Source organism: Tardibacter chloracetimidivorans (assembly GCF_001890385.1).
GTDB lineage: Bacteria > Pseudomonadota > Alphaproteobacteria > Sphingomonadales > Sphingomonadaceae > Tardibacter > Tardibacter chloracetimidivorans.
Window position 1 is genome coordinate 279,473 of sequence record NZ_CP018221.1, and the last position, 26,105, is coordinate 305,577.

Annotated in this window: 27 protein-coding genes and 1 tRNA gene; 13 read left to right on the forward strand and 15 right to left on the reverse strand. The window is 64.1% G+C overall.

The features are described from left to right. Positions 1-50 precede the first annotated feature (50 nt). Both BSL82_RS21590 and BSL82_RS01520 read right to left on the reverse strand, forming a co-directional pair. Complete coding sequence (locus tag BSL82_RS21590) at positions 51-911, reverse strand: septal ring lytic transglycosylase RlpA family protein (RefSeq protein ID WP_269466289.1); 861 nt, start codon at positions 909-911, stop codon at positions 51-53. 91 nt (positions 912-1,002) lie between these two features. Next, positions 1,003-2,139 (reverse strand): lytic murein transglycosylase, encoded by a 1,137-nt coding sequence (locus tag BSL82_RS01520; protein WP_083578975.1) that lies wholly within the window; start codon positions 2,137-2,139, stop codon positions 1,003-1,005. A gap of 148 nt (positions 2,140-2,287) precedes the next feature. Between BSL82_RS01520 and BSL82_RS01525 the strand changes: the two genes are divergently transcribed. Next, positions 2,288-2,377: transfer RNA gene (locus BSL82_RS01525), tRNA-Ser, on the forward strand. Between the two features lie 47 nt (positions 2,378-2,424). Here the strand turns inward: BSL82_RS01525 and BSL82_RS01530 are convergent. The 3 genes from BSL82_RS01530 to BSL82_RS01540 all read right to left on the reverse strand — a co-directional run bounded on the left by BSL82_RS01530 (position 2,425) and on the right by BSL82_RS01540 (position 4,443). Beyond that, a complete protein-coding gene (locus BSL82_RS01530) occupies positions 2,425-2,643 on the reverse strand; it encodes a hypothetical protein (protein WP_158010604.1) in 219 nt (72 codons plus the stop codon). A gap of 210 nt (positions 2,644-2,853) precedes the next feature. After that, on the reverse strand, positions 2,854-3,906 hold the full coding sequence (locus BSL82_RS01535) for an NAD(P)H-dependent flavin oxidoreductase (protein WP_072595718.1): 1,053 nt from the start codon (positions 3,904-3,906) through the stop codon (positions 2,854-2,856). A gap of 153 nt (positions 3,907-4,059) precedes the next feature. Next, complete coding sequence (locus BSL82_RS01540) at positions 4,060-4,443, reverse strand: VOC family protein (protein ID WP_072598541.1); 384 nt, start codon at positions 4,441-4,443, stop codon at positions 4,060-4,062. A 303-nt stretch (positions 4,444-4,746) separates the two neighbouring features. On the opposite strand from BSL82_RS01540, the gene BSL82_RS01545 reads away from it, so the two are divergent. The 3 genes from BSL82_RS01545 (at position 4,747) to BSL82_RS01555 (ending at position 6,061) form a co-directional block, all read left to right on the forward strand. Then, the gene (locus BSL82_RS01545) at positions 4,747-4,953 is read left to right on the forward strand and encodes a cold-shock protein (RefSeq protein WP_072595719.1); all 207 of its coding nucleotides are present in this window, start codon (positions 4,747-4,749) and stop codon (positions 4,951-4,953) included. Positions 4,954-5,027: 74 nt separating this feature from the next. Then, positions 5,028-5,357 carry a DUF6481 family protein gene (locus BSL82_RS01550; protein ID WP_072595720.1) on the forward strand — a complete coding sequence of 110 codons (330 nt, stop codon included), beginning with the start codon at positions 5,028-5,030 and terminating at the stop codon, positions 5,355-5,357. A gap of 26 nt (positions 5,358-5,383) precedes the next feature. Beyond that, on the forward strand, positions 5,384-6,061 hold the full coding sequence (locus BSL82_RS01555) for a spermidine synthase (protein WP_072595721.1): 678 nt from the start codon (positions 5,384-5,386) through the stop codon (positions 6,059-6,061). A 57-nt stretch (positions 6,062-6,118) separates the two neighbouring features. Here the strand turns inward: BSL82_RS01555 and BSL82_RS01560 are convergent, their stop codons facing one another. The 7 genes from BSL82_RS01560 to BSL82_RS01590 all read right to left on the reverse strand — a co-directional run bounded on the left by BSL82_RS01560 (position 6,119) and on the right by BSL82_RS01590 (position 12,971). Continuing rightward, positions 6,119-6,469, reverse strand: coding sequence for a DUF2200 domain-containing protein (locus tag BSL82_RS01560; protein ID WP_072595722.1), 351 nt, complete (start codon positions 6,467-6,469; stop codon positions 6,119-6,121). Positions 6,470-6,654: 185 nt separating this feature from the next. Beyond that, entirely contained in the window at positions 6,655-7,635 is a 981-nt protein-coding gene (locus tag BSL82_RS01565) for an LLM class flavin-dependent oxidoreductase (protein WP_072595723.1), read from the reverse strand. 27 nt (positions 7,636-7,662) lie between these two features. Then, a complete protein-coding gene (locus tag BSL82_RS01570) occupies positions 7,663-8,715 on the reverse strand; it encodes a ribonucleotide-diphosphate reductase subunit beta (protein ID WP_072595724.1) in 1,053 nt (350 codons plus the stop codon). 173 nt (positions 8,716-8,888) lie between these two features. Beyond that, positions 8,889-9,293 carry a GtrA family protein gene (locus tag BSL82_RS01575; protein WP_083578976.1) on the reverse strand — a complete coding sequence of 135 codons (405 nt, stop codon included), beginning with the start codon at positions 9,291-9,293 and terminating at the stop codon, positions 8,889-8,891. Next, positions 9,290-9,979, reverse strand: coding sequence for an HAD family hydrolase (locus BSL82_RS01580; protein ID WP_072595725.1), 690 nt, complete (start codon positions 9,977-9,979; stop codon positions 9,290-9,292). Before BSL82_RS01580 ends, BSL82_RS01575 begins: the two co-directional genes overlap by 4 nt. A 3-nt stretch (positions 9,980-9,982) precedes the next feature. Further along, positions 9,983-10,969, reverse strand: a complete 987-nt coding sequence (locus BSL82_RS01585; RefSeq protein ID WP_072595726.1) for a UbiA family prenyltransferase — start codon at positions 10,967-10,969, stop codon at positions 9,983-9,985. A 145-nt stretch (positions 10,970-11,114) separates the two neighbouring features. Continuing rightward, positions 11,115-12,971 carry a ribonucleoside-diphosphate reductase subunit alpha gene (locus tag BSL82_RS01590; protein WP_418361285.1) on the reverse strand — a complete coding sequence of 619 codons (1,857 nt, stop codon included), beginning with the start codon at positions 12,969-12,971 and terminating at the stop codon, positions 11,115-11,117. Between the two features lie 389 nt (positions 12,972-13,360). Between BSL82_RS01590 and BSL82_RS01595 the strand changes: the two genes are divergently transcribed. From BSL82_RS01595 to BSL82_RS01605, 3 genes are read left to right on the forward strand one after another with little or no spacing between them, the layout of a single operon-like run. Further along, positions 13,361-14,884 carry a fumarate hydratase gene (locus BSL82_RS01595; protein WP_072595728.1) on the forward strand — a complete coding sequence of 508 codons (1,524 nt, stop codon included), beginning with the start codon at positions 13,361-13,363 and terminating at the stop codon, positions 14,882-14,884. A gap of 30 nt (positions 14,885-14,914) precedes the next feature. Continuing rightward, positions 14,915-15,556: a glutathione S-transferase family protein gene (locus tag BSL82_RS01600; RefSeq protein ID WP_072595729.1), complete on the forward strand. Its 642-nt coding sequence runs from the start codon at positions 14,915-14,917 to the stop codon at positions 15,554-15,556. Then, on the forward strand, positions 15,553-16,689 hold the full coding sequence (locus BSL82_RS01605) for an MBL fold metallo-hydrolase (protein WP_072595730.1): 1,137 nt from the start codon (positions 15,553-15,555) through the stop codon (positions 16,687-16,689). Before BSL82_RS01600 ends, BSL82_RS01605 begins: the two co-directional genes overlap by 4 nt. 38 nt (positions 16,690-16,727) lie before the next feature. Here BSL82_RS01605 and pyrG read toward each other — a convergent pair whose 3' ends face one another. The 3 genes from pyrG to tpiA form a co-directional block, all read right to left on the reverse strand. Beyond that, complete coding sequence (gene pyrG, locus BSL82_RS01610; protein WP_072595731.1) at positions 16,728-18,356, reverse strand: CTP synthase; 1,629 nt, start codon at positions 18,354-18,356, stop codon at positions 16,728-16,730. 90 nt (positions 18,357-18,446) lie between these two features. Next, entirely contained in the window at positions 18,447-18,842 is a 396-nt protein-coding gene (gene secG / locus BSL82_RS01615) for a preprotein translocase subunit SecG (RefSeq protein WP_072595732.1), read from the reverse strand. 31 nt (positions 18,843-18,873) lie between these two features. Continuing rightward, positions 18,874-19,632 carry a triose-phosphate isomerase gene (tpiA, locus tag BSL82_RS01620; protein WP_072595733.1) on the reverse strand — a complete coding sequence of 253 codons (759 nt, stop codon included), beginning with the start codon at positions 19,630-19,632 and terminating at the stop codon, positions 18,874-18,876. 161 nt (positions 19,633-19,793) lie between these two features. On the opposite strand from tpiA, the gene BSL82_RS01625 reads away from it, so the two are divergent. Genes BSL82_RS01625 through moaC form a run of 6 tightly spaced genes read left to right on the forward strand, consistent with a single transcriptional unit; the run spans position 19,794 to position 26,101 of the window. Further along, positions 19,794-21,722 (forward strand): SurA N-terminal domain-containing protein, encoded by a 1,929-nt coding sequence (locus BSL82_RS01625; RefSeq protein WP_072595734.1) that lies wholly within the window; start codon positions 19,794-19,796, stop codon positions 21,720-21,722. Further along, entirely contained in the window at positions 21,719-23,218 is a 1,500-nt protein-coding gene (trpE, locus tag BSL82_RS01630) for an anthranilate synthase component I (protein WP_072595735.1), read from the forward strand. The genes BSL82_RS01625 and trpE overlap by 4 nt, the downstream gene beginning before the upstream one ends. Before the next feature lie 42 nt (positions 23,219-23,260). Beyond that, the gene (locus BSL82_RS01635; RefSeq protein ID WP_072595736.1) at positions 23,261-23,860 is read left to right on the forward strand and encodes an anthranilate synthase component II; all 600 of its coding nucleotides are present in this window, start codon (positions 23,261-23,263) and stop codon (positions 23,858-23,860) included. Positions 23,861-23,862: 2 nt separating this feature from the next. Further along, the gene (trpD, locus tag BSL82_RS01640; protein WP_072595737.1) at positions 23,863-24,846 is read left to right on the forward strand and encodes an anthranilate phosphoribosyltransferase; all 984 of its coding nucleotides are present in this window, start codon (positions 23,863-23,865) and stop codon (positions 24,844-24,846) included. Next, positions 24,843-25,637 (forward strand): indole-3-glycerol phosphate synthase TrpC, encoded by a 795-nt coding sequence (trpC, locus tag BSL82_RS01645; protein ID WP_072595738.1) that lies wholly within the window; start codon positions 24,843-24,845, stop codon positions 25,635-25,637. The genes trpD and trpC overlap by 4 nt, the downstream gene beginning before the upstream one ends. After that, entirely contained in the window at positions 25,634-26,101 is a 468-nt protein-coding gene (gene moaC, locus BSL82_RS01650) for a cyclic pyranopterin monophosphate synthase MoaC (RefSeq protein ID WP_072595739.1), read from the forward strand. Before trpC ends, moaC begins: the two co-directional genes overlap by 4 nt. Positions 26,102-26,105: the final 4 nt, after the last annotated feature.

Genomic DNA, 26,105 nt, shown 5'->3' on the forward strand with positions numbered 1-26,105 from the left:
GTGGGTTTCAGGACCTTTCAGACGACAGTTTGCGTAAACGGCTTCCCGACTCAACCGGCCGGCGCATCCACAACGATACGTGCTTCCTGATAGCCCGCGTTGTGGACCTTCGCCAGTGCGGCCTGCGCGTCCTCCACAGAGGTGAAGGGACCGATCCTGACCCGGATCATGCCTGATGCCATGGGCTGCATCACCGGGGTTCCGAACGGCTTCAGATAATTCGCCAGCCATTCCGCCCGCCCATTGTCGGATACGGCGGCGACCTGGATGAAGCTTGGCCCGCCATATGCGAATGTCGCAGCGACGGGCGCGGGTGAAGCCGGCGGCCGGGCGGGGCCGGTGGCGCTGCTCGCTGGGAGGCTCACCGTCCGGATGGCGACCGGCGCGGGCGTCATGACGTCAGCCGCAACCGGCGTGGGAGCGGCGGTTTGCGATATTGGCGCGGGAACGGGCTGGCGGACCGGCTTAGGCGCGGCCGAAGCCATCTGCACCGCGCCCGCACTCTTGCCCCCGCCGCGTAGCGCGAGCCGCACGTCTTCGGGCGGATAGACACGCCGCACGCGGACCCTGGCGGTCCCTTTTCGCACCACGTCCAGAAGCTCGGCCGATCTGCGCGACAGATCGATCACCCGGTCGCCGACGAAGGGGCCACGGTCGTTCACGCGCGCGATGATCCTGCGGCCGTTCTCCAGATTGGTCACTTCCACATAGCTTGGCAGCGGCAGCGTCTTGTGCGCGGCGGAAACCCTGTCCATGTCATAGGTCTCGCCATTGGCTGTGCTCAGGCCATGGAACTTCGGCCCATACCATGATGCGATGCCGGTCTGGTCGTAGTCCCGATCGTCCCTGGGATAATACCATTGCCCAAGCACCTGATAGGGATTGCCGACCTTCACCGGCCAGTCGCTCACCGGACCGGAGGCCGAAGGAGCGCGCGGCACATTGGAAATTCGCGGCGATCCGCCGCAGGCCGCAAGGGCGAGCGACGCGCCAATGGCTATGCTAGCGTGAAATCGCATCGGCGAGCAGTCCTACCGAGATGGCGTAATAGTTGGAGCAGTTGTAATCGAGCAGCGCGCGATAGTTGTCGAACGTCAGGAAGGCGCGCCCTCCAGGCCCGTCCGCCTCGATCAGCGTGGCGCGCAGATGGTCGGCGGGCCAGCCTTTGCCCACCGCCGTCAGGCCCAGCGCTTTCCATTCGGCCACGGTCATCCAGCGGGAATGGCGCGCATGGACCCGCGGGCAGGTCGGCGACACCGCCGTGCCCGCGATCGCGCGCCTGTCCATCGTCGCCGGAACGCCCACTTCCAGCCCCCACGGCTCGCCCCGCTTCCATCCGGCCTTCACCAGATAATTGGCGATGGAGGCGAGCGAATCCGCCTCGCTGTTCCAGATGTCCGCCCTGCTGTCGCCGTCGCCGTCGACCGCAGTCTTCAGATAGGAACTGGGCAGGAATTGCGGGTTGCCCATCGCTCCCGCCCATGAGCCGGTCAGGGCCGAACGCGGCGCAAGCCCCCGGTCCACGATCTCCAGCGCGGCGATCAGTTCATTGGTGAACAGGCTTCGCCGCCGCCCGTCATAGGCGAGCGTTGCAAGCGACTGCAGCACATCGAAATTGCCCGTATAGCCGCCATAGTTGGTTTCCATTCCCCAGATGCCGAGCAAGATCGGCCCCGGCACGCCGAAGCGGCTTTCAAACGCCATCAGGCGCGGCTGCATCCGGGCATATCTGTCGCGTCCGCCTGAAATGCGCGCATCGTCCAGCCGCCGCGCCAGATAGCCTGCCATCGATGGCGGTTGGCCGGGGCTGCTGTCGTCAGGCTGATTGCGATCCAGAGCGACGACACGCTCGTTGAAGCTCAGTCCCGGCAGGATCATGTCGAGCGTCGCCGGACGCACGCCCCGTTCCAGCGCCTGGCCGCGAATGCTGGTGAGAAAGGCCCGGAACCCGGCCTCGGCGCTAGGATAGCTGACCGGCTGGCCCGGATTGGGCGGCGTCGCGGGTGATGGTGCGGCGACCGGTGCGGCAGGTGCTGGCTGTGGCTGGGCCACAGCGCTCTCCGCCACAGGCGCGCGCTGGGAAATGCCGGCCGATGGCGCGGTGCACGCCGCGATCCAGCCCAGCAGAACAAGCGACATCCGTTTCGCCAGCCGCCCGTTCACGATCGCCCCCCAAAATTGTTACGCTTACTCAAGCCCTTTACTGCCACAGGATCGCGGCAATGTGAATCCTCCTTATCCTTGGGCTTGCACCGACCGCCGCGATGGTGAATGAGGCAGGCCGGATGGACAGGTGGCCGAGTGGTTTAAGGCAGCGGTCTTGAAAACCGCCGTGGGTGCAAGCCCACCGTGGGTTCGAATCCCACCCTGTCCGCCAGAACAGTGTCCCAGGTGATACCGGACCGTTCCATTTTTCGTTGCAGCCTAAAATACTAGGGCGAGGTCTTGAAGTTCGGGCGATGCGGCGCCACGCGCAAGCGCGATGCCGTTATAGCTCGACGGCGCTGCACAGGCGGCCGCCAGCAGCGCCAGCCCTACGGCCGGCGCAATCAATCCGCGCCTGACAGACGTTCCCCCCATGATGGCCGCAAGACTGCCCGCCGGATCGCCCGCGCGCCATTCCCCTTTGGGGGGAGATGCCACGACGCTGCACGCCAGCATCTGCGATGCCTGCGCCTTTTCCTGCGGCGACCAATAGCTGTCGATGTCGTCGATCGGCTCGAGCCGTCAATCGACTAATCATGCAAAGGCTGAAGCGCTCAAGGGCCGTCGTCGTGCGTGCCCTGGGCGTCTTTGAAGCGTCACGGCTTGGGGCCGGAACGACGGCGATGTCGGCGATTTCTGTCGTTTCTCTCAATTCTGAGAATGCAACTCCGCACTTAGAAGGGCGACGAGTTCGGCAGCTGGCAGGTTGCGAGACAACGGCGCGCCTTGTCCAGCCCACTGAGCGGCGTAGCCGGTCTCACCTGCCGCCTTGGCCGCCGCAATCAGCGCCTTGCCCGCGTCATACGTCATCGGATAGCCGGGATGCGGCAGGCCGACGCTATCGCCCCATTCTGTAAAGCGGTTGGGCAGACCCCGTGCGGGCCGTCCGGAAATTGCGGAGGTCATGACCGTGCTCATCGCGGCAGGACCGGCAAGCGCCTCGCGATAGGCAGCGTCGGCACTACTTTCGGGACAGGCGACGAAGGCGGTGCCCAGCTGGGCAGCGATGGCGCCGAGATCAAGCGCGGCGCGGATGCCCCGGCCATCCATGATTCCCCCAGCCGCGATGACCGGCGAGCCACATCGCTGCACCAGCAAGCGGGTCAGCGCCATTGTGCCAAGGCGACCGTCAGGCGCGTCTGGATCGAAGACGCCGCGATGGCCGCCCGCTTCCCATCCCTGAGCCACAACCGCGTCGATCCCTGCCTTCGTCGCGGCAACCGCCTCGTCGAGGTTTGTGGCAGTCGCCAGCAACACGCAACCGGCGTCCTTGAGCGCGCTGATCCGTCCGGCATCGGGCAGCCCGAAGTGAAAGCTGACAACGGCTGGCGCAGTATCGATCAGCAGCGCCAGCATCTCGTCGTCCTCGATGAAGCTTCTGTAAATCGGACGAAGCGCTGTCGGGGGCTGCGCACCGTATCTGTCGAACAGTGGCGCCATTGCCGAGAGCCATGCCTTTTCGCGGGCGTCATTCTGCTGCACTGGCTGATGGACGAAGACATTGACGTTGAACGGCCGGGTGCAGAGGGCGCGCACGCCGGCGATCATCTCCCGTGCGCCGGCGGCGTCGGTAGCGGCAACGCCTATCGAACCAAGCGCGCCCGCATTGCTGACGACGGCGGCCAGTTCCGGAGTGGACACGCCCGCCATCGGCGCCTGTACGATTGGGAGCGGAACACCAAGACTTTCCATCAGCGACATGCTTCCACCTTAGCATGGTGTCCGGTAATTGCGAGCGGAAGCGAAAGGCCGTCAGAAAGCTGACGCTGGCGCCTTCACATGAACCATCGGCGGGTAATGACCCCGGGTACCGACAGCCGGGACGACAGCAATGTTCGCGCCTCCGGGCCAAGGCTAGCTTGCCGAGTAGGTGACAACCTCAATCTTGTTGCCATCGAGGTCGTGAACGAAGGCTCCGTAATAATTTCCGTCATATCTAGGCCGTAGCCCAGGTGCGCCGCCGTCGGTGCCGCCATTTGCGAGCGCGACCCGATAGAACTCATCGACCACGTTCCGATGAGCAGCCGCGAATGCGATGTGCACACCGTTGCCAGCGGTCGCCTCCCTGCCATCGACCGGCTTCTCCAGGGCGAATAGATATTCATGCGCGGCGCTGCCATAGCCAACCGACCCACCCTCCATGCTCTGGCGCCACAGTCCAATTACTGCGAGCACGGGATCGTAGAAGCGAACCGCGCGAGCGGCGTCGTTGGTACCGAGCGATACGTGATGGATCATTGCAAAGCCTCCGACATCGCCAATCCTAACGCGCGACTTTCGGACATGATCCAGCACACCGCCAGCAAGCAGAACCTCCACCCATCCGGGGAAACCGAACATCTAGCGTGAATGGCGGCTGCGCCGGCGGGGCGACCGATTTTGCTTTTTGACATGAAATCGGCTAAAGCTCGCTCCGCTGACGTCGCCTGCGACGGATATGGGGCCGGCAAGTCGGTTCCTTTTGTCCCTTTCTAGCCTCACCGAAGCCGGGATGCGTCGCCTTTGGCGCATGCCTGTCATATTGGGATAAAGGATGCCCACATGATCACCGGAACTGTAAAATTCTTCAATGCCGACAAGGGCTATGGGTTCATCGCGCCTGAGGGCGGAGGGGACGACGCATTCGTTCACATCTCCGCGGTGGAGCGCGCCGGCATGCACACGCTGGACAAGGATCAGCGCGTTTCATACGAGCTGGAGAAGGACCAGCGCGGCAAGACATCTGCGGTCAATCTCCAAGCCGCCTAAGCTTAGCCGGAATTCGGGAGCGAGCGCCTGCCAGTGCGTTCGCTCCTTCCTTTTTTTGCCATGAAGGTTTGTTGATGTCCGCCTATAAGGATCCGAGTTTTCAGGAGCGCACGGCGCTTGCCCGACAAGCCCGCCAGAAAGCGCTGGATCAGTTGAAGGCCAAGCCGCCGGCCGATGAAGCGGTGCTGGCCGAGCGCAATGCCGCACGGATCGCACGCGAGCAGGCCAAGGCCGATGAGAGAGCGGCAATACGTGCCGCGCGCGACCTGGCCAAGGCGGAGGAGAAAGCGCGGGCAATCGAAGCGGCCAAGGCATCCGTGCCGCCCCCAGGCCCCAGCGAGGCCGAGCAACGCGCCGCCCGTGATGCGCGCTACGCCGCTCGCAAGCAGCGTAAATCGCGTTGAACTCCATGATCTACTGACGCAGGCCTATGCTTCCCTGGGTCCACATCGATACGGGCAAAATTCCCGGTGGCGAGGGTGACTTGCGGTTACTCAGTCGCGGCACCGAATTTGCGATCTTCCTCGATAGAGACGAATTGATGAACAGCCGGCGCAGCGCCTCGGAAGAGGCGTTGGCGACGCTCACCTGCACTCGACTTACGCACCAGCCAAAGGCGCGCGTGCTGATCGGCGGGCTTGGTATGGGCTTCACGCTGCGCACGGCTCTGGCGACACTAGGCAAGGATGCCGCGGTCCGCGTCGCCGAGCTTGTACCTGCGGTCGTAAACTGGGCGCGGGGGCCGCTCGCGCACATCATTGGCGGGAGCCTGGATGATCCGCGCGTCACGCTTGAGGTGGCCGATGTCGGCCGGTTGATCGGGGAAGCTGCGTCGCTCTACGATGCGATTCTGCTCGATGTCGACAACGGTCCCGACGGCCTCACACGTGCGGCAAATGATCGACTGTACGGCAATAGCGGACTGAACGCGGCCTATGCCGCACTTCGGCCGGAGGGAGTGCTGGCGGTCTGGTCTTCAGCACCAGACTCTGCCTTCACCCAGCGCCTGCGCAAGGCAGGCTTCGACGTGAGGGAAGTGAAGGCTCGCGCTCACGCGGGTAAGGGCGGGCATCACCTCATTTGGCTGGCGACGAAGGCCGGCAACTGAACAGTTTATCAGGGAAGCACCACCAGTGTCGTAATGGCGGCTTTGCCGGCGAGCCTCCTATCTGCGGAGGACTTTCTCCATCGTTTTGCCTTTGGCGAGCTCATCGACCAATTTGTCGAGGTAGCGGATTTCGCGCATGGTAGGCTCTTCGATATTTTCAATCCGCACCCCGCAGATCACACCGGTGATCGATGAGCGTGCAGGATTCATTCGAGGCGCGTTCGCAAAGAAATCCTCGAACGACGTCTTGGAGGCCAGCTCTTGCTCAAGCGTTTCCTGGCTATGCCCCGTCAGCCAACGGATGATTTCGTCAACTTCGCCCTTCGTGCGCCCCTTCTTCTCCGCCTTGGCGATGTAGAAGGGATAGACACTTGCAACACTGGCTGAATAGATCCGATGCCCTGGCATTTTCCCGCTCCCTCGCCTCCATTGGTGCATGGATAGACGACGGCCAACACTCAATGCGAGGGCAATGTGCCTGGCCGCAGAAAGGCGAGCATGTGCGTGACGTAGTCCGCCTTGCCGAGATTGACACCGGCGTTGCACATGGTCGCTCTGGACGAAGGGCACCTCCGCTCGCGCACGCGCAAGTCTCAGCCGTTGGCCTCGGCGATGATCTCGAATGATCGCAGCCGTTTTTGCGGGTCGAAGATGTCGGAGACGATCATCAGTTCGTCCGCATTCGTCCGCTCGATCATGTCCTTCAGGCCGCGGCGCACCGTCTCCGGGCTGCCTATGACGCTGCACGCGAGCATCTGCGATGCCTGCATCTTTTCCTGCGGCGACCAATAGCTGTCGATATCATCGATCGGCGGCTGGCTCAGGGAGCGGGTGCCCCTGAAAATATTGGCGAAGGACATCTGCTGCGTGGTCGCCAGCCGCCGCGCCTCATCGTCATTTTCGGCAGCGATGACGTTCATTCCAACCAGCACATAGGGCTTGGCGAGCTGGTCCGACGGCTTGAAACGCTCGCGGTAAATGGCGATGGCCATGTCGAGCGCCTGCGGTGCAAAGTGCGAGGCAAAGCCATAGGGCAGCCCCAGTTCCGCCGCCAGCTGCGCTCCGAACAGGCTGGAGCCCAATATCCACAAGGGCACATTGGTGCCGGAGCCGGGTACGGCCTCTATCCTCTGGTTCGGCTGAACCGGGCCGAGAAATGCCTGCAACTCCAGCACATCCTGCGGAAAACGATCGGCGTTGGCCGGGTCACGGCGCAAGGCGCGCAGCGTCATCTGGTCGGTTCCGGGCGCGCGTCCCAGGCCCAGATCGATGCGTCCGGGGAACAGCGTGGCCAATGTGCCGAACTGCTCGGCAATGACATAGGGCGCGTGGTTGGGCAGCATGATGCCGCCCGCGCCCACCCTGATCGTCGTCGTCCCGGCGGCGATATGCTGGATGACAAGTGATGTCGCCGCCGTCGTGACCGTCGGCATGTTGTGATGCTCGGCCACCCAGAACCGCTGATAGCCCCAGCCTTCGGCGTGACGGGCAAGCGCCCTCGCCTCGTCCAGCGCCATGCGCCGGTCGCCGCCCTGCCGGACGCGCCCAAGCTCAAGAATCGATAATGCCGTCATCGCATGACCATCAGGGCGGAGGGCGCCCTACTCCGCAGCAACGCCCGACTTGTCGAACAAGCCGCCTTCCTGCGTATCCTCGTTGGCGGCGGCCACCGCCTTCGCATTCTGGCGGCGGTCGAAATTGTCCCACACCTCGTTCCAGTTGCCGCGCGTGGCAGCTTTTGAGTATTCGGTGGCGCGGGTCTCGAAGAAATTGGCGTGCTCCACGCCGTTCAGCAGCGGCGCAAGCCACGGCAGCGGGTGCTCGTCCACCATGAACATCGGCCTCAGGCCAAGCTGGCTCAGCCGCCAGTCGGCGATATAGCGGATATACTTCTTGATTTCCTTGGGCGTCATGCCCGTCACCGGCCCCTGTTCAAACGCAAGGTCGATGAAGGCGTCCTCCAGGTCCACCGTGTGGTGGCAGACGTCGCGAATGTCCTTCTTCACGGCCGGGGTCAGGCAGTCGCGCTCCTTCACGAAGGCGTGGAACAGCCGCGTGATCCCTTCACAATGCAGGCTCTCGTCGCGCACCGACCAGCTCACGATCTGCCCCATGCCCTTCATCTTGTTGAAGCGCGGGAAGTTCATCAGCATCGCAAAGCTGGCGAAAAGCTGAAGCCCCTCGGTAAAGCCGCCGAACATGGCGAGCGTCTTTGCGATATCCTCATCCGAATCGACGCCGAAGGTGGCGAGATAATCGTGCTTGTCCTTCATTTCCTTGTACTGAAGGAACATGCTGTACTCGCTCTCGGGCATGCCGATGGTGTCGAGCAGATGGCTGTAGGCGGCGATATGCACCGTCTCCATGTTGGAAAAGGCGGTCAGCATCATCTTGATCTCGGTCGGCTTGAACACGCGGCCGTATTTGTCGTGATAGCAGTCCTGCACCTCCACGTCCGCCTGGGTGAAGAAGCGGAAGATCTGGGTCAGCAGGTTGCGCTCATGGTCGGTGAGCTTCTGCGCCCAGTCGCGGCAGTCCTCGCCCAGCGGCACTTCCTCCGGCATCCAGTGGATCTGCTGCTGGCGCTTCCAGAAATCGAAAGCCCAGGGATATTCAAAGGGCTTGTAGGTGCGGGAGGCCTGGAGAAGCGACATGAAGGACTCCTTGGGTCTTTCTGGCCCCGCAGCCGGGGCAATGCGGCATATGGCCGGATGCTATGCCAAAGCGGCAGGCGTTTCTACCACAAAGCCGCACCGCTTGCGATAAATATGGGGATAAACCCACAACCGATTGTGGATAGCTTCTGCGACAGCCGCAGGATGTCGTTTCAGCGATGCGCGGGGCGGGCGCGGAAGACGATCAGAAAGTTGAACGCAAAGTTGAACAGAAACGCGATTCCCACGCCGCCTGTCTTGCACAGGATGAGCGGCAGGTCCGACGCCTGCCAGATGAGCGTCGTCGCGGTCACGTTGATGACAAGGCCCACGCCCGCGAAGACGAGGAACAGCACGGCCTTGCGCGCGCCCCCTCCGCCGCCGAAGACATAGCGCGAGCTGACGAGAAAGTTCACGACGGCAGCGACAAGGAAGCTGAGCGTCGCGCCCGCCATCACCCCCATCACGGGCGCGAACAGGCGGAACAGGCTGATGTCGATGACGGCCGCGCCCCCGCCCGACAGCAGATAGCCCGCCGCCTTTCTCGACATATCGCGAAGGCGCGGTAGCCGGTTCACGGCCGTGGCTCTCCATCGGGCAGCGGAAACTCGGCAAAGCTTGCAAAGCAGCTGTGTCCCGCAATCGGCCGTGACGAACGGATATAGGTGCGCACCCCTGCCCGCCTGCCCGCCTGGCCGTCGCGTTCGGGCCGGTCGCCGATGAGGATGGTCGATCGCGGCCATGCGCCCGCCCGCTCCATCAGGTGAATCAATCCGGCGGGGCTAGGCTTCATGACGCCAACGCCCTCATCGGCGGCCGCGACAATGAAATCGGCGGCAAGCCCAAGCGCCTCGAGCTTGGCGATAGCGGGATAGTCGGAGAGTACGCCGATGCTCCGCCCCGAAACGCGAATCGCGTCGAACAGCCGCTCCACGCCGGGGTAGCGCGCCTTCATCAGCAGCGGCAGCGGCCGCCGGTTCATCCACTCTTCGACGAGCGCAGAAACGCCGGATTCGGAAAGGCCGGTGACGGCAGCAACGGCGCGGACAAGCTCCGTCTCGAACGCAGTGATTCCGTTATCGGCCAGTTCCTCGCGCAGCCGCCGATATGCGCCAAGCGCGCGGATCGTGGAAAGGCTACGGCGGCGCAGGCCATCGGCCACCAGCGCGGCGGCCATGCGAAGCCGCACGGGGCGCTGGCGATAAAGCGTTCCGTCGACATCGAAAACCACCAGCCGGACGGAAGACCAGTCGACTTCCAGCACCCGCTAACGCCTCAATTCAACAAAGTGCGGCTCGGCGAGCGGCGCAAGCCCGGGGATATTCACAAAGGTCAGCGCGACGAACAACAGCACCAGCACCGCGACCAGCCGCATCAGGCCGCGCTCCGCAAAGAGGCGCTCGGGCTTTTGCGCGGTGGAGCCGGGCTGCATGGCGAGCGCCAGATAGGTTGCGAAGAGCAGACCAAGCGCCGGCAGCAGCAGAACATATTCGATCCGATATTTAACGAGGAAGATCGACACCGCCATCACGCTCAACAGCGCGTAGAACAAGCAGGAAGCAGTGAGCGTCACCTCATCATAGCCGGCAAAGCTCTTGCGATAGCGCGCGAGCAGAGCGGCGCCGTGCGACGCGACGATCTCGCGATATTCGGACAGGCGCTTGGTGCCCATCAGAAAGGCGCCGCCGAACCAATAGGCGATGATGATGCTGACGGGCGGCAGCGAGCCGGGGTCGATCATCGCCCAGCCGATCGCGAGCCGCAGCGGGTTGTTCACCGATTCGGACAGCACATCCAGATAGGGCACGTCCTTGGTGCGGATGGGCGGGACGTTGTACGCCAGCCCCTGCGCTGCAAAGGCGAGCGCGATCGCCGTCATCATCTTGCTAGTGACAAGCGCGATTCCGACGCCAGCCACCACCAGCGCCAGCCAGAGCAGCCACACCATGCGCCCGTCCATCTGGCGCTGCACCGCGCGGCGTAGCGATTTTGTGGGGTGCAGCGCATCGAAATCGCGGTCGAGATATTCGTTGATGACGTAATTGGCCGATGCGATCAGCACCGCCATGACGAGGCCGGTGATGATCGGATAGAGGCGGAATTCGCCATGTTCGGGCCTGAGCAGCACGGCCAGCGCAAAACCCGGCACGATGAAGATGTGCTTGGTCGCATGGTCCAGCCGCATGATCGCGAGATAATCGGCGGGCCCGGCGCGCTCCGTGCGCGGCGGATGCTCCGTGAATTCGATTCCCATCGCACACGCCTTTCACAACCGGCTGTCCAAGACGAACAGACGATCCTTCGGCGGCGCAGTCTTGTAAACGGCGCGAACGGGGTATGCCCGTAAGGGCGGAGCGGCCGGGCGTCAGGCCCGGCCTTCCAGCCGGCGCGAGGTCAGATCACTGACACGCGAGACATTCGTCATAGTCCCTGGTCTCCACCTCGATCTGGCGGAGGTCGATCGTGTTGTCCGCCTCGACGCCGCCCGCGAATCCCGCGCGCTGGATGGATTTGGACCGCAGATAATAGAGCGACTTGATGCCCAGTTCCCACGCGCGGAAGTGGAGCATCAGCAGATCCCATTTCTCGACATCGGCGGGGATGAAGAGGTTGAGCGACTGCGCCTGGTCGATGAATGGGGAGCGGTCGCCCGCCAGTTCCAATATCCAGCGTTGGTCGATCTCGAAACTGGTCTTGAAGACGTCCTTTTCCTCCTGGGTCAGGAACTCGAGATGCTGGACCGAGCCGCCCTTCTCCAGGATGGAGTTCCACGTCTGCTCGCCGTTCTTGGCCTTGGCGACCAGCAGCTTTTCCAGATAGGGGTTGCGGACGACGAAGCTGCCCGACAGCGTCTTGTGCGTATAGACGTTGGCGGGGATCGGCTCGATGCAGGCGGAGGTGCCGCCGCAGATGATCGAGATGGACGCGGTCGGCGCAATCGCCATCTTGCACGAGAAGCGTTCCATCACGCCCATGTCGGCCGCGTCCGGGCACGGGCCGCGCTCCTGCGCAAGCATCATCGAGGCTTCGTTCACCTTGGCGTTGATGTGCTTGAAGACCTTCAGGTTCCAGCTCTTGGCCATCGCGCTTTCAAAAGGGATGCCGCGCGCCTGGAGGAAGCTGTGGAAACCCATTACGCCAAGGCCGACCGAACGCTCACGCGACGCGCTGTATTTGGCGCGGGCCATCTCGTCGGGTGCACGGTCGATATAGTCCTGCAGCACATTGTCGAGGAAGCGCATGACATCCTCGATGAACTGCTTGTCGCCGTTCCACTGATCCCAGGTTTCAAGGTTGAGCGACGACAGGCAGCACACGGCCGTGCGGTCGTTCCCCAGATGGTCGCGGCCAGTCGGCAGCGTGATTTCGGAACAAAGGTTCGATGTCGAGACCTTGAGCCCAAGCTCGCGGTGATGCGTGGGCATCGTCGCGTTCACCTTGTCGATGAAGACGATATAGGGCTCGCCCGTCGCAAGCCGGGTTTCGACCAGCTTCTGGAACAGCGCGCGGGCATCCACCTCGGCGCGCTTGGAACCATCCTTCGGCGACACCAGATCCCAGGTCGCGCCCTCGCGCACCGCTTCCATGAAGGCGTCGGTGATCAGCACGCCATGATGCAGGTTCAGCGCCTTGCGGTTGAAGTCGCCGCTGGGCTTGCGGATTTCGAGGAACTCCTCGATTTCGGGATGCGAGACGTCGAGATAGCAGGCAGCCGAGCCGCGCCGCAGCGAGCCCTGGCTGATCGCAAGCGTGAGGCTGTCCATCACCCGCACGAAGGGAATGATGCCGCTGGTCTTGCCGTTGAGGCCGACCGGCTCGCCGATGCCCCGCACGCTGCCCCAATAGGTCCCGATGCCGCCGCCGCGCGAGGCGAGCCAGACATTCTCGTTCCAGGTGTTGACGATGCCTTCAAGGCTGTCGTCCACAGAATTGAGGTAGCAGGAAATCGGCAGGCCCCTGCCCGTGCCGCCGTTCGACAGCACCGGCGTCGCAGGCATGAACCAGAGCTTCGAGATATAGTCATAGACGCGCTGGGCGTGTTCGGCGTCATCGGCATAGGCGGCGGCGACGCGGGCGAAGATGTCCTGATAGCTTTCGCCCGGCAGCAGATAACGGTCGTTCAGCGTTTCCCTGCCGAAATCCGTCAGCAGCGAGTCACGGTCACGATCCACCGTCACCGGAAAACGCGGCTCGTGTACGCGCCTGGATTCCGATTCCGGGTTTTCGATAGTGGTTGGGCCGTCCGCCACGGTCATCTCGCTTCCGCCTGAAAAATCCATGGTGCCAACTCCCCGGTTCTGCCGACGACACTTCCGTCGGCACCTTATTCCATCGCGCCGGAGGTGAGCCTAGCCTAGCACAGGACATCGTCCAGCGCACATTGGCTTCGCCCGGAGGTTATCCCCGTGTTCCACAGCCTGTGCACCGTTCAGAGACAAGTCTCCTTATCCCGCAAGATAGGCATGCGGGCCGTCAAGCACAAGTTGTAGGGTCTTCCCCCTGTCCGACCGCTAGGGATAGTGCCACAGAAGATTTGGATTTCAAGCCGCTAAATGAACTTGACATACAAACCCGCCGTGGACGCCGCGTTGCGCACCCGCTAAAGCGCGCTTCAAAAGCGATACGGCAAGGTTTGGAGACAGGCGTGACGACGATCCGGCAGGACGATGTGATCGCATCCGTAGCGGATGCTCTGCAGTACATCAGCTATTATCACCCGATGGACTATATCCGTGCGCTGGGCGCGGCCTATGACGCCGAACAAGGCCCCGCCGCCAAGGACGCGATCGCTCAGATCCTCACCAACAGCCGCATGTGCGCCGAGGGTCACCGACCGATCTGTCAGGACACCGGAATCGTCACTGTCTTTGTAGAGGTCGGCATGGATGTGCGCTGGGATGGCGCGACCATGGGTCTTGAGGACATGATCAACGAAGGCGTCCGCCAGGCCTATATGCATCCGGAAAATCGGCTGCGCGCCTCGATCGTCGCCGACCCGGCATTCAGCCGCACGAACACGAAGGACAACACGCCGGCCGTCATCCACACGCGCGTCGTGCCGGGCGACAGGCTGGACATCACCGTGGCGGCCAAGGGCGGCGGGTCGGAGAACAAGACCAAGTTCGCAATGCTGAACCCCAGCGATTCGATTGTCGACTGGGTGCTGGAGATGGTGCCGAAGATGGGCGCGGGCTGGTGCCCGCCCGGAATGCTCGGCATCGGCATCGGCGGCACGGCGGAAAAGGCGATGGTCATGGCCAAGGAATCGCTGATGGAGCCGATCGACATGGCCCAGCTTCTTCAGCGCGGGCCGCAGACCGACATCGAGAAGCTGCGCGTCGAGATTTATGAGAAAGTCAACGCGCTCGGCATCGGCGCGCAGGGCCTTGGCGGGCTTTCGACCATCCTTGATGTGAAAATCTATGATGCGCCCACCCATGCGGCGTCGAAGCCGGTGGCGATGATCCCCAATTGCGCCGCAACCCGCCACGCCCATTTCGTGCTGGACGGTTCAGGCCCCGCCTATCTGGAACAGCCGAACCTCGCCGAATGGCCGGATGTGAACTGGACTCCGGACAAGGCGGCGAAGCGCGTCAACCTCGACACGCTGACGAAAGAGGAAGTCGCGAGCTGGCAGCCCGGCGACCGCATTCTGCTCAACGGCAAGATGCTGACCGGCCGGGATGCCGCCCACAAGCGCATTCAGGATATGCTGTCACGCGGTGAAGAGCTGCCGGTAAGCTTTAGAAATCGCGTTATCTATTATGTCGGTCCCGTCGATCCCGTGGGCGATGAGGTGGTCGGCCCGGCCGGCCCAACCACCGCCACTCGCATGGACAAGTTCACCGACATGATGCTGGAGCAGACCGGCCTCATCGCGATGGTCGGCAAGGCCGAGCGCGGACCGGTCGCGATCGAGGCGATCAGGAAGCACAAGGCCGCCTATCTGATGGCGGTGGGTGGTGCTGCCTATCTGGTCGCGCGCGCGATCAAGGGCGCAAAGGTGCTGGGGTTTGAAGACCTGGGCATGGAAGCCATCTACGAGTTCGAGGTGCAGGACATGCCGGTGACCGTGGCCGTCGATGCGACCGGCGAAAGCGTTCACCAGACGGCCCCGCTCGTCTGGAAAGAGAAGATTCGGAAGGCAAGGGAAGCGGCGCTTGCTTGATGTCTGACTTAAGAAAAGGATCATTGAACAATGACCGAACTGACGCTTCACTTTTACCCGGGTGCCTGCTCGCGCGCGACAATGATCTTGCTTGAGGAAGCGGTCGCGGAATACGCCACGCATTTTGTCGATCTGATGCAGGGGGCGCAGAAAACGCCCGAATATCTTGCGGTGAATCCTAAGGGAAAGGTGCCGACGCTAGTAGTGGACGGGCGTCCCCTGACCGAGAATGTCGCGATCATAAGCTGGCTGAACAAGGTTTTCCCCGAGGCGAGGCTGCTGCCCGGGGGCGAAGCGCTCGACGAAGCCAAGGTGCTGTCGGATCTCGCCTGGGTGGGCTCGACGGTGCACATCGATTTCCGCCGCTGCCGGATGCCGCGCTATTTCATTGACGGCGAGGAAAAGCAGGACGAGGTGCGCGCGCTGGGGTTGAAGTCGCTTGCCGCAGATTTCGGACTGGCCGACGCCCGGCTCGCGGAGCGGCCGTTCTGGCATGGTGATTGGTCGGCGATGGATGCCTATCTGTTCTGGGTGTGGCGCGGCGCGATTGAACTGCCCGGCTTCGACGCCATGGGTTTCCGGAACATGGCGGCATGGGCGGAACGGGTCGAGGCGCGGCCCGCGACGCAACGGGGGTTGGCTCGCGAGAAGGCCGACAGTACGAGGGGATGACCACGACCGTCCCGATTAGCACGCAGAGCCGCCTGGCAAAGAGGCTGGGCGGCGCACTGGTCGCCCTGCTCGCGCTGCTGCTCTGGCTGCCGCCTGCGCTGCCGGGCTTTCTGGACAATGTCTATTATCGCGGGCCGATCTCGGAGCATTTCGACGGCGACCGCTTCTTCAACCCCGATGGCCAGTTCGGCACCGGAGGCAGCAAGCGGCCAAGCCTGGGCCGGATCGTCTCCTTCATGCTGGGACGCGAGCGCGCCGTCTGGCCGGAGCATATTCCGGTGTCGCCCACGGTCCCCGCCCGCCACATCGAAGGGCCGCAGATGGTCGCCACATGGGTGGGCCATGCGACGGTGCTGGTGCAGACCCAGGGCCTCAACATATTGACCGACCCGATCTGGTCGGAACGCGCCTCTCCCTTCACCTTCACGGGACCGAAACGGGTGCGCGCGCCAGGCGTGAAGTTCGATGATCTGCCGAAGATCGACATCGTGCTCCTCAGCCACAATCATTACGATCACATGGATATGCCTACGCTCAAGCGGCTGTGGGAGCGCGACCGGCCGCTGATCGTCACCGGCCTTGGCAATGATACCCTTCTCGCCCGCAACGGCATTCCTTCGGTGGTCAGGGACTGGGGCGGACGGGTGCCGGTCAAGCCCGGCGTGGAGGTGATCGTCGAGCGCGTCCATCATTGGGGATCGCGCTGGATGAGCGACCGCAACCGGGCGCTCTGGTCCGGATTCACTGTCACGCTTCCGGGCGGCAATCTGTTCTTCACCGGCGACACCGGCTGGGGCGATGGAAGCTGGGTGACTGAAGCCGCCCAGCGGGGGCGGCCACGGCTGGCGCTGATCGCAGTCGGTGCCTTCCGCCCGCGCGAGCTGATGAGCGGCAACCATATCGGCCCGGAAGAAGCGGTGGACGTGTTCAAGGCGCTTGGCGCGGAAAGCGCCATCGGCGTCCATTGGGGCACGTTCCAGCTTTCAAGCGAGGCGGTGAACGAGCCGCGCGAGGTGCTGGATGAAGTCCTGAAGCGCGAAAGGATAGAGCCGCGGCGCTTTCAGGCGCTGGAGCCGGGACAGAGCCTCAACGTGCCTGCCTCGACCGCCATGCCCTCGCTGCTCGGGCTTTGAACCGCCGGTCCCCGACCGGCGGACCAATAGCGAGAGACTCAGACCAGCCGGCTCTGCTTCACCGCCGCTTCGATGAAGCTGGCGAACAGCGGGTGCGGGTCAAACGGCTTTGATTTCAGCTCAGGGTGGAACTGCACGCCGACAAACCACGGATGATCGGGCCGCTCGACGATTTCGGGCAGCGATCCGTCGGGCGACATGCCCGCAAAGACCAGCCCGTCCTTTTCCAGCGGTTCGCGGTAGTGGATGTTCACCTCATAGCGGTGGCGATGCCGCTCGCTGATCTCGCTTGCCCCATAGATGGCGGCCGAATGGCTGTTGCCTGAAAGCCTTGCCGGAAACGCACCCAGCCGCATGGTGCCGCCCAGGTCGCCGCCCTCGGCCCTGATCTCGCGCCCGCGCGGCGAATCCCATTCGGTGATGAGGCCGACGACAGGTTCGGTCGTCGGGCCGAACTCGGTGGTCGAGGCCTTGTCGATTCCGGTACTGCGCGCGCTTTCGATGCAGGCCATCTGCATTCCAAGGCAAATGCCGAAGAACGGCACCTTCTTCTTGCGGGCGAAGCTGACGCTGGCGATCTTGCCTTCCGACCCGCGTTCGCCAAAGCCGCCGGGCACCAGGATGCCGTGCATCGGCTCAAGTTGCTGGGCGACGTCCTCGCCCTGTTCGAACATCTCGGCGTCGAGCCATTTGATATTGACGGTGACGCGGTTGGCGATGCCGCCATGGACCAGCGCCTCCTGCAGCGATTTATAGGCGTCCTTCAGACCGGTGTATTTACCGACCACGCCGATCGTCACTTCCCCTTCGGGATGATCGAGCCGCTCCATGATCTCTTCCCAGCGCTGAAGCACGGGCGGCGGCGCGTCCTTGATGCCGAAGGCGGCAAGCACCTGATCGTCCAGCCCCTCGGCGTGATATTGCAGCGGCACGCCATAGATGCTGCTTGCGTCCAGCGCGGGGATAACCGCTTCCTTGGAGACGTTGCAGAACAGCGCGATCTTCGCCCGCTCGCTGTCGGGCAGCGGCTGCTCGCACCGGCAGACCAGCACATCGGGCTGGATGCCGAGCGAGGTCAGGTCGCGCACCGAATGCTGGGTGGGCTTGGTCTTGAGTTCGCCCGCCGCCGCGATGAACGGCACCAGCGTGACGTGGATGAATACGGCGTTCTCGCGCCCGACATCGTTCCTGAGCTGGCGGATCGCCTCCATGAAGGGAAGGCTTTCGATGTCGCCGACGGTGCCGCCGATCTCGCACAGCACGAAGTCTAGGCCGTCGGTATCGGCGCGGGCGAAGTTCTTGATGGCGTCGGTCACATGCGGAATGACCTGCACGGTCGCGCCCAGATAATCGCCGCGCCGTTCCTTGGCGATGATCTCCTGATAGATGCGTCCTGAAGTGACATTGTCCGACTGGCGTGACGGAACGCCGGTGAAGCGCTCATAATGGCCCAGGTCCAGGTCCGTCTCCGCCCCGTCGTCGGTGACGTACACCTCGCCGTGCTGATAGGGCGACATGGTGCCCGGATCGACGTTCAGATAGGGATCGAACTTGCGGATTCGAACGCGATAGCCCCTCGCCTGCAGCAGAGCCGCGAGGCTTGCCGCCATAAGACCTTTGCCAAGCGATGAGACCACGCCGCCGGTGATGAATATGAACCGCGCCATGGGAGAATGGGTCTAGCCTATTGGATCGCGAGTCGGAAACCCCGACTTGCGGCGATGAACGATTTAGTTGGGGATAAGCCTGGTTAACGCTTATTCCGCGAGCGGAACGGGGCTGTCCTGCGGGGCCGGCGCGGCTTCATCGGCGGTTGCGGGCGAGGTCACGCTCGTGTCGCCGCCATCGGTCACCGGTACGGGCGGAAGCTGGCTCGGCACGGGCGCTGCCGGAGCAGTCAACGATGTGTCGATCTGGCGCGGGTTGCGGTCGACGCTTGCAAGCACCGCCAGCCCAATGCTGTTCAGCACGAAGAGAGCGCCCAGAACTGCGGTGGTGCGGGTGAGGAAATCCCCCGCGCCGCGCGCGCTCATCAGGCCGCTGGCGCTCCCGCCACCGCTCAGCCCGCCGCCTTCGGAACGCTGCATGAGGATGACGCCCACCAGCGCGGCGGCGATGAGAATCTGGATGACGAGCAGGAGCGTGTGAAACATCGGTTCGATAATCCGTAAAGCCAGCCGCTCTCTAGGCCGACTGTTTGCTCAAGGCAACCGCCGCCTCGATGATCGGCACGAACTGGGCGGCCGTGAGGCTGGCCCCGCCGACAAGCGCGCCGTCGACGTCAGCGACCCCCAGCAGTTCGATCGCGTTCTCGCCCTTGACCGAGCCGCCGTAGAGGATGCGCACCTTGGCGCCTTCATCGCCCAGCAGCGCGCCCAGGCGCTTGCGGATGAAGCCGTGGACCTCGGCGACATCGGCCACCGAAGGCGTTCGGCCGGTGCCGATGGCCCAGACCGGCTCATAGGCGATGACGAGCGTCGCGCCCGTGCCGACGGGCGGGACGGAGCCGTCAAGCTGGCCGCCCACCACGTCCAGCGTCTTTCCGGAGTCGCGTTCCGCTTCCGTCTCGCCGACGCAGACGATGGCTGTCAGGCCGTGGCGGATCGCGGCTTCGGCCTTGGCGCGCACCTCTTCGCTGGTTTCATGCTGGTCGGCGCGGCGCTCGCTGTGGCCGACGATGACGAGCCGCGCGCCCGCTTCCTTCAGCATCGGCGCGGAGACGCAGCCGGTATGCGCGCCCTTGTCCGCCGCGTGGCAATCCTGTGCGCCGATGGGCAGCGCCCCTGCCCGCGCAACCGCCCGCTCGATGAGCGTGAAGGGCGGACAGATCGCGGCGTCGATCACAGGGCTCGCGACCGCGGACGCGGCGATGGCATCCAGCTCGGCAAGCGCCGCATGGCTGCCGTTCATCTTCCAGTTTCCCGCCACCAGCATGCGCCGCATTTCACGTCTCCCGTCACCTGTCGGCGAGGGCAGTAGCAAAGCTTTGCGAAGATAAAAAGCGGGCGCGCGTCCGGCTTTCCGCGCTTGCGGCTCTGGTGGCCCGCTTCTATGGTCCGCGCCCGGATGCGTTGCGTCCGCCAGATTTGAGGTATGCGTCAGAGATGATCGGACTTATTCGCCGCGCCATGTCGTCATGGATCGTGCTGGGCCTGCTGGGCCTGGTGCTGATCGCATTCATAGTGACCGGTGTCGGCGACCCCTTTGGCAGCATGGGCGGCGGCGGGAGCAGGCTTGCGAAGGTGGGTGGTGCCGCCATCACCGACGCGCAGGTTCGCCAGCAGCTCGACCGCGCGGTTCGCGCCGCGCGCCAGCAGGATCCGCAGGTCGATACGGCGACTTATGTACGCGCGGGCGGGTTCGACCAGATATTGAGCCAGTCGATCGTCGCCGAAGCGATCAGCCAATGGGCCGAGAAGCACGGCTTTGGCGTCAGCCGCCGGCAGGTGGACGCCGAAATCGCCTCCATCCCGGCCTTCCAGATCGGCGGCCGATTCGATCAGGCGAGCTATGAGGCGGCCCTTGCCCAGCAGAACCTTTCCGACCGCGAATTGCGCAAGGGCCTGACGGGAGACCTGCTCCGCAGGCAGGTGCTGATGCCGGTCTCGTTGGCAGCGTCCGTCCCGGATGGGCTGGTGAAGCCCTACGCCGAGCTGCTGCTGGAAGAGCGCACCGGCAGCATCGGAATCATTCCGTCGGAAGCCTTTGCCGAAAAGACGCCGCCCAGCGATGCGGACGTTCAGGCCTTTTACGCCAAGAACAGCCGGCGCTACATGGTGCCGGAACGGCGGGTCGTGCGATATGCGCCGATCACCTATGACACACTCGGTGCGGCCGTCGCTCCGACCGATGCCGAGATCCAGCGGTTCTACGCGGCGAACAAGGCCGTCTATGGGCCATCGGAAACCCGCACGCTGGCGCAGATCATCCTGCCCGACGAAGCTGCCGCCGCCGATGTGACCGAACGGGCACGCAAGGGCGAGAACTTCGCGAAGATCGCCGCCGACAAGGGCTTCACCGCAGCCGACATCGCGATCGGCGAGCAGACGAAGGACGCATTGGCTTCAGCCACAACGCCGGAGGTCGCGGCGGCTGCGTTCGCAGCGCCTGCCAATGGGACCACCGACCCGGTCCGGTCCGACTTCGGCTGGCATGTTCTCCACGTCGAGAATATCGCCGCTACGCCCGGCCAGTCGCTTGAACAGGCGCGGCCCGAGATCGTCGAAAAGCTCACCGCGCAGAAGCGAGAAGACGCGATGGCCGAGCTCATCGCGCGGGTGGAGGATGGCTTCGCCAAAGGCGACAGCATGGCCGAGGTTCTGAAGGCGAACAATCTTTCGGAAACCGTCACGCCGCCGCTCACCACGGGTGGTCAGGCTCCGGATCATGCGGACTTCCAGTTGCCGCCGGCGCTCCAGCCCGTCGTGAAGGCGGCGTTCACGCTTGCGCCCGACGACGATCCGGTGGTTGAGGATCTGGGCCAGCATAATTACGCCATCGTCGCGGTCGGCGAGGTCGTTGAAGCCGCCCCCCGGCCATTGAACCAGATTCGTGAGCAAGTCGCCGCCGACCTTGTCCGCAGCCGCGCGTTCGACAAGGCCAAGGAACAGGCGGAGATGGTGGTCGCAAAGGTGAAGGCGGGCCTGCCGCTGCGCCAGGTGCTGGCCGACGCCAAGCTGCCCGCGCCGCAGACGGTCACCAATCGCCGCATCGATGTCGCCTCGCAGGGCGAGAGGATTCCGCCGCCGCTCGCCATGATGTTCACCATGCCCGCCGATGCGGTCCGCACCCTTGCCGCGCCCGGCGAGCAGGGCTGGTTCGTGGTGAAGGTGGACGAGGTGAAAAAGGGTGACCTCAGCACCGCCCCGGCGATGGTGGAATCGACCAGGGCGCAGTTTAATCAGTTCGCGGGTGAGGAATATGCGGCGCAGTTCGCGCGCGCCGTCGCCGCCGAAGTCGGCCTGGAGCGCAACGACAAGGCGATCGAACAGCTGCGGCAGGAACTCGCTGGCGGAGCAGCGGGCGAGCAGTGACCGCGCAGCCGCACGACAGCAGATCGTCGCATGAAGGCCGAACCGCTCCCCGGCTGATCTGGACCCGGATGGTGGCCGACACCGAAACCCCGGTCTCGGCGCTTTTGAAGCTGACCCAGCCGGGACGCGGTGATTTTCTGCTGGAATCGGTGGAAGGCGGCGCTGCGCGCGGCCGCTATTCGCTGATCGGCCTGGACCCCGATCTGGTGTTTCGCGCCAATGGCCGGACAGCCGAAATCAACGGGGCATGGCAGGTGGACCGCGCGGCCTTTGTCCGCTGCGAAGGCGATACGCTTGCCGAGCTTCGCAAGCTGGTCGCCTCATGCCGCCTCGACGTGCCCGACGCGCTGCCGCCTGCGCTTGCGCTTCTCGTCGGCAATATGGGCTATGAAACCATCGGCCTTGTCGAAGACCTGCCAGTGCCGGATGCCGACGCCATCGGCGTTCCGGACATGACCTTCGTCCGGCCCTCGCTGCTGCTGGTGTTCGACAGGCTGAAGGACGAGCTGTTCCTGGTCGCGCCGCTCTGGGCGGAAGGGGCCAGGGCGGAAGCACGCGCGAGGGAGCGGATAGAGGCGGCGGCCGCCCGTCTGGCCCAGCCTGTCCCGCCTCCTGCGCATGCCGCCGTACCGGCGGAGCTTACCGCACCGTCGCCCGTACTGGCGCCCGGAGTCTATGGCGACATGGTCATGCGGGCGAAGGAATATATAGCGGCGGGCGACATATTTCAGGTTGTGCTGGCGCAGCGCTTCACCACGCCCTTTCCGCTGCCGCCGATCGATCTTTACCGGGCGCTCAGGCGGATCAACCCCTCGCCTTTCCTCTATTATCTGGACCTGCCGGGCTTTGCCCTGATCGGCTCCTCGCCCGAAATCCTTGTCCGCGTCCGCGACGGCGAAGTGACGATCCGCCCGATTGCGGGCACCCGCCCGCGCGGCAAGACGGCGCTGGAGGATGCGGAGAACCGCGAAAGCCTGCTCGCCGACCCCAAGGAACGGGCGGAGCATCTGATGCTGCTGGACCTTGGCCGCAACGATGTGGGCCGGGTGGCTGCAAGCGGCACCGTCAAGGTGACCGAAAGCTACAGCGTCGAGATGTACAGCCATGTCATGCATATCGTGTCGAACGTGCGGGGAGAGATGGACCCGGCCCGGGATGCGATCGACGCGCTGCTCGCGGGCTTTCCTGCCGGCACGGTTTCGGGCGCGCCCAAGGTGCGGGCGTGCGAGATCATTGCCGAGCTTGAGCCGGAAAAGCGCGGGCCCTATGCCGGCGGCGTCGGCTATTTCTCCCCCGACGGTTCGATGGACAGCTGCATCGTCCTGCGTACGGCGGTGGTGAAGGACGGCGTGATGCATGTTCAGGCGGGCGCAGGCATCGTCGCCGATTCCGATCCGGCCTATGAACAGCGCGAGTGCGAGGCGAAATCGGGCGCTCTCATCGCCGCCGCCCGCGAAGCCATCGCGCGCGCCGCCGAAGCAGGCTATGGTCAATAGAGACGCTGGCGCCCGGTCCATCGAAAGATTAAGTCGCACCCCATGATCCTGGTCATCGACAATTACGACAGCTTCACCTGGAATCTCGTCCACTACCTCCAGGAAATGGGCGTCGCGGTGGAAGTGGCGCGCAACGACCGCATTTCGGTGGATCAGGCCATGTCCGGCGGGGCCGAAGGGTTCCTCATCTCGCCCGGCCCCTGCACGCCCAATGAGGCGGGAATCTCGCTCGATCTCGTGCTGGCCTGCGCGGCCGAGAAGCGCCCGCTGCTGGGCGTCTGCCTTGGTCATCAGGCCATCGGACAGGCGTTCGGCGGCAAGGTGGTCCGTGCGCCGCAACTCATGCACGGCAAGACCAGCGAGATCAGCCATGACGCAACCGGCGTGTTCGCGGGCCTTCCCTCTCCCTTCACCGCGACGCGCTATCACTCGCTGATCGTCGAGGCTGAAAGCCTGCCGGACGCGCTGGTGGTGAACGCGACCAGCCCCGATGGCCTCATCATGGGCATGCGCCACCGCGATCTGCCGATCCATGGCGTGCAGTTCCACCCGGAAAGCATCGCCACCCAGCACGGTCACCAGATGCTCCACAATTTCCTGCGGGCAGCCGGAATCTCCGCCCGACTTCCTGACGCCGCCTGACGATGCTGCCCGACGTCACCCAACCCTTGTCGCGCGAAGCCGCGGCCGACGCTTTCGCCGCGATCCTCGACGGGAAATATCCTGATGAGGAGGTCGGGCCATTTCTGGTCGCGCTCAACGACCGTGGTGAAACGGCCGATGAGATCGCGGCCGCCGCACGGGAAATGCGGGCGCGGATGGTGGCGATCGAGGCTCCGGCTGATGCGATCGACGTTTGCGGCACGGGCGGCGACGGCAGCCATAGCCTGAACGTCTCGACAGCCGTGGCGCTGGTTGTTGCCGCCGCCGGAACACCGGTGGCGAAGCACGGCAACCGCGCCGCATCCTCGCGCGCCGGTGCGGCCGACACGCTGGAGGCGCTGGGGCTGGATCTCGATATCGCCGAGAAGACGGCCGAACGCAGCCTTGCCGAGCTTGGCATCGCCTTTCTATTCGCCGCGCGCCACCATCCGGCGCTCGGGCGGCTGGGGCCGCTGCGGCGGGCGCTGGGGCGGCGAACGATCTTCAACCTGCTGGGGCCGCTCTGCAACCCGGCGGGCGTCAGGCGGCAGCTTATCGGCGTCCCCTCGCCCGCCTATGTAGAAACGCACATCGCAGCATTGAAGACGCTTGGCGCTGAACGGGCAATGGCGGTGCATGGCGAGGAAGGGCTGGACGAGATCAGCATCTGCGGCCCGTCGCGGATCGCAACGCTATCTGGCGGTGACATCGCTCGCGACCGGATCACGCCCGAGGCCGCCGGGCTGCCCGCGCACAACCGCGATGCGATAAGGGGGGGCGACGCGGCGTTCAACGCGCAGGCGCTCCGGAAGCTGCTTGCGGGCGAACGATCAGCCTATCGAGACGCGGTGCTGATGAACGCCGCGGGCGCGCTGATCGTGGCCGATGCCGCGGGTACATGGCATGATGGCGCAGAGCGGGCCGCAGAAGCGATAGACAGCGGGCGCGCGGCAGCGCTGCTTGACAGATGGATTGCATTTCGATGAGCAACACCCTCGCCCAGATCATTGCCGACAAGCGAAATCACATCGCCATCCGCAAGACGCAGGTCTCGCTTGCAGCGCTTGAGGCGCACGCGAGAGAAGCGTCGCCGCCGCGCGGATTCAAGGCAGCGCTTGATCGTGCCCATGCCGAAGGACGCTATGGGCTGATCGCGGAAGTGAAGAAAGGAAGCCCGTCCAAGGGATTGATACGGGAAGATTTCGACCCGCCGGCTCATGCCCGCGCCTATCAGGCGGGCGGCGCATCCTGCCTTTCGGTTCTGACCGATGAGCCCTGGTTCATGGGGGCGGATGAATATCTGGTCGCGGCGCGGGCGGAAGTTGATCTGCCGGTGCTCCGCAAGGATTTCATGATCGACCCCTGGCAGGTGACAGAGGCGCGGGCCCTTGGCGCGGACTGCATATTGCTGATCGTCGCCTGTCTGGACCTGCTGCAGATGCGCGAGCTGGAAGCCGCCGCACTCGAGTTGGGCATGGATGTTCTGGTGGAGGTCCACAATCCAGCCGAAATGGAGGAGGCGCTTCAGCTCAAAAGTAGCCTTCTCGGGATAAACAATCGCAATCTCAAGACCTTGGAGGTCGATCTTTCCGTCGCGCGAGATTATGCAGCGATGGTGCCGGACACGCACCGCCTGGTGGGCGAAAGTGGCCTCAGGACGAAGGCCGATCTTGATGCACTGGCCGAGGTGGGCGTGACGAGCTTCCTCGTCGGGGAATCGCTGATGCGCGAGGCGGATGTGGAAGCGGCGACCCGCAGGCTGCTGACCGGGCAATGAGCAGGCTCACCCATCTGGATGAAAAGGGCGCGGCACACATGGTCGATGTGTCCGCCAAGCAGGTCAGCGTGCGCGAGGCCGCGGCCGAAGGACGGATCAGAATGTCGCGCGAGGCGGCCGACGCCATCCGCAACCAGGCCGCTGCCAAGGGCGATGTGCTTGCGGTTGCCCGGATCGCTGGGATCATGGCGGCAAAGAAGACGGCCGATCTTATCCCGCTCTGCCATCCGCTGCCCCTGTCCGGGGTCATCGTCGATCTGCAAGTGACGGAGGACGCCGTTCTCGTGAATGCGAGCGCACGGACCACTCACATGACGGGCGTAGAAATGGAAGCAATGACAGCAGCTTCTGTTGCATTGCTTACTGTATACGACATGGTGAAATCGATTGATCGTGGAATGACGATCGAGGCGGTGAGGCTGGTTTCCAAGTCCGGCGGCCGTTCCGGCGACTGGAAACGTTGAACGG

Coding starts and splice junctions, on each gene's coding strand:
- BSL82_RS01520 (WP_083578975.1), bottom strand. CDS start 2,139: ATGTCGCTTGTTCTGCTGGGCTGGATCGCGGCGTGCACCGCGCCATCG.
- BSL82_RS01535 (WP_072595718.1), bottom strand. CDS start 3,906: ATGTCGCTGATGGAAAGTCTTGGTGTTCCGCTCCCAATCGTACAGGCG.
- BSL82_RS01540 (WP_072598541.1), bottom strand. CDS start 4,443: ATGATCCATCACGTATCGCTCGGTACCAACGACGCCGCTCGCGCGGTT.
- BSL82_RS01545 (WP_072595719.1), top strand. CDS start 4,747: ATGATCACCGGAACTGTAAAATTCTTCAATGCCGACAAGGGCTATGGG.
- BSL82_RS01550 (WP_072595720.1), top strand. CDS start 5,028: ATGTCCGCCTATAAGGATCCGAGTTTTCAGGAGCGCACGGCGCTTGCC.
- BSL82_RS01555 (WP_072595721.1), top strand. CDS start 5,384: ATGCTTCCCTGGGTCCACATCGATACGGGCAAAATTCCCGGTGGCGAG.
- BSL82_RS01560 (WP_072595722.1), bottom strand. CDS start 6,469: ATGCCAGGGCATCGGATCTATTCAGCCAGTGTTGCAAGTGTCTATCCC.
- BSL82_RS01565 (WP_072595723.1), bottom strand. CDS start 7,635: ATGACGGCATTATCGATTCTTGAGCTTGGGCGCGTCCGGCAGGGCGGC.
- BSL82_RS01570 (WP_072595724.1), bottom strand. CDS start 8,715: ATGTCGCTTCTCCAGGCCTCCCGCACCTACAAGCCCTTTGAATATCCC.
- BSL82_RS01585 (WP_072595726.1), bottom strand. CDS start 10,969: ATGGGAATCGAATTCACGGAGCATCCGCCGCGCACGGAGCGCGCCGGG.
- BSL82_RS01590 (WP_418361285.1), bottom strand. CDS start 12,971: ATGACCGTGGCGGACGGCCCAACCACTATCGAAAACCCGGAATCGGAA.
- BSL82_RS01600 (WP_072595729.1), top strand. CDS start 14,915: ATGACCGAACTGACGCTTCACTTTTACCCGGGTGCCTGCTCGCGCGCG.
- BSL82_RS01605 (WP_072595730.1), top strand. CDS start 15,553: ATGACCACGACCGTCCCGATTAGCACGCAGAGCCGCCTGGCAAAGAGG.
- pyrG (WP_072595731.1), bottom strand. CDS start 18,356: ATGGCGCGGTTCATATTCATCACCGGCGGCGTGGTCTCATCGCTTGGC.
- secG (WP_072595732.1), bottom strand. CDS start 18,842: ATGTTTCACACGCTCCTGCTCGTCATCCAGATTCTCATCGCCGCCGCG.
- tpiA (WP_072595733.1), bottom strand. CDS start 19,632: ATGCGGCGCATGCTGGTGGCGGGAAACTGGAAGATGAACGGCAGCCAT.
- BSL82_RS01625 (WP_072595734.1), top strand. CDS start 19,794: ATGATCGGACTTATTCGCCGCGCCATGTCGTCATGGATCGTGCTGGGC.
- BSL82_RS01635 (WP_072595736.1), top strand. CDS start 23,261: ATGATCCTGGTCATCGACAATTACGACAGCTTCACCTGGAATCTCGTC.
- trpD (WP_072595737.1), top strand. CDS start 23,863: ATGCTGCCCGACGTCACCCAACCCTTGTCGCGCGAAGCCGCGGCCGAC.
- trpC (WP_072595738.1), top strand. CDS start 24,843: ATGAGCAACACCCTCGCCCAGATCATTGCCGACAAGCGAAATCACATC.
- moaC (WP_072595739.1), top strand. CDS start 25,634: ATGAGCAGGCTCACCCATCTGGATGAAAAGGGCGCGGCACACATGGTC.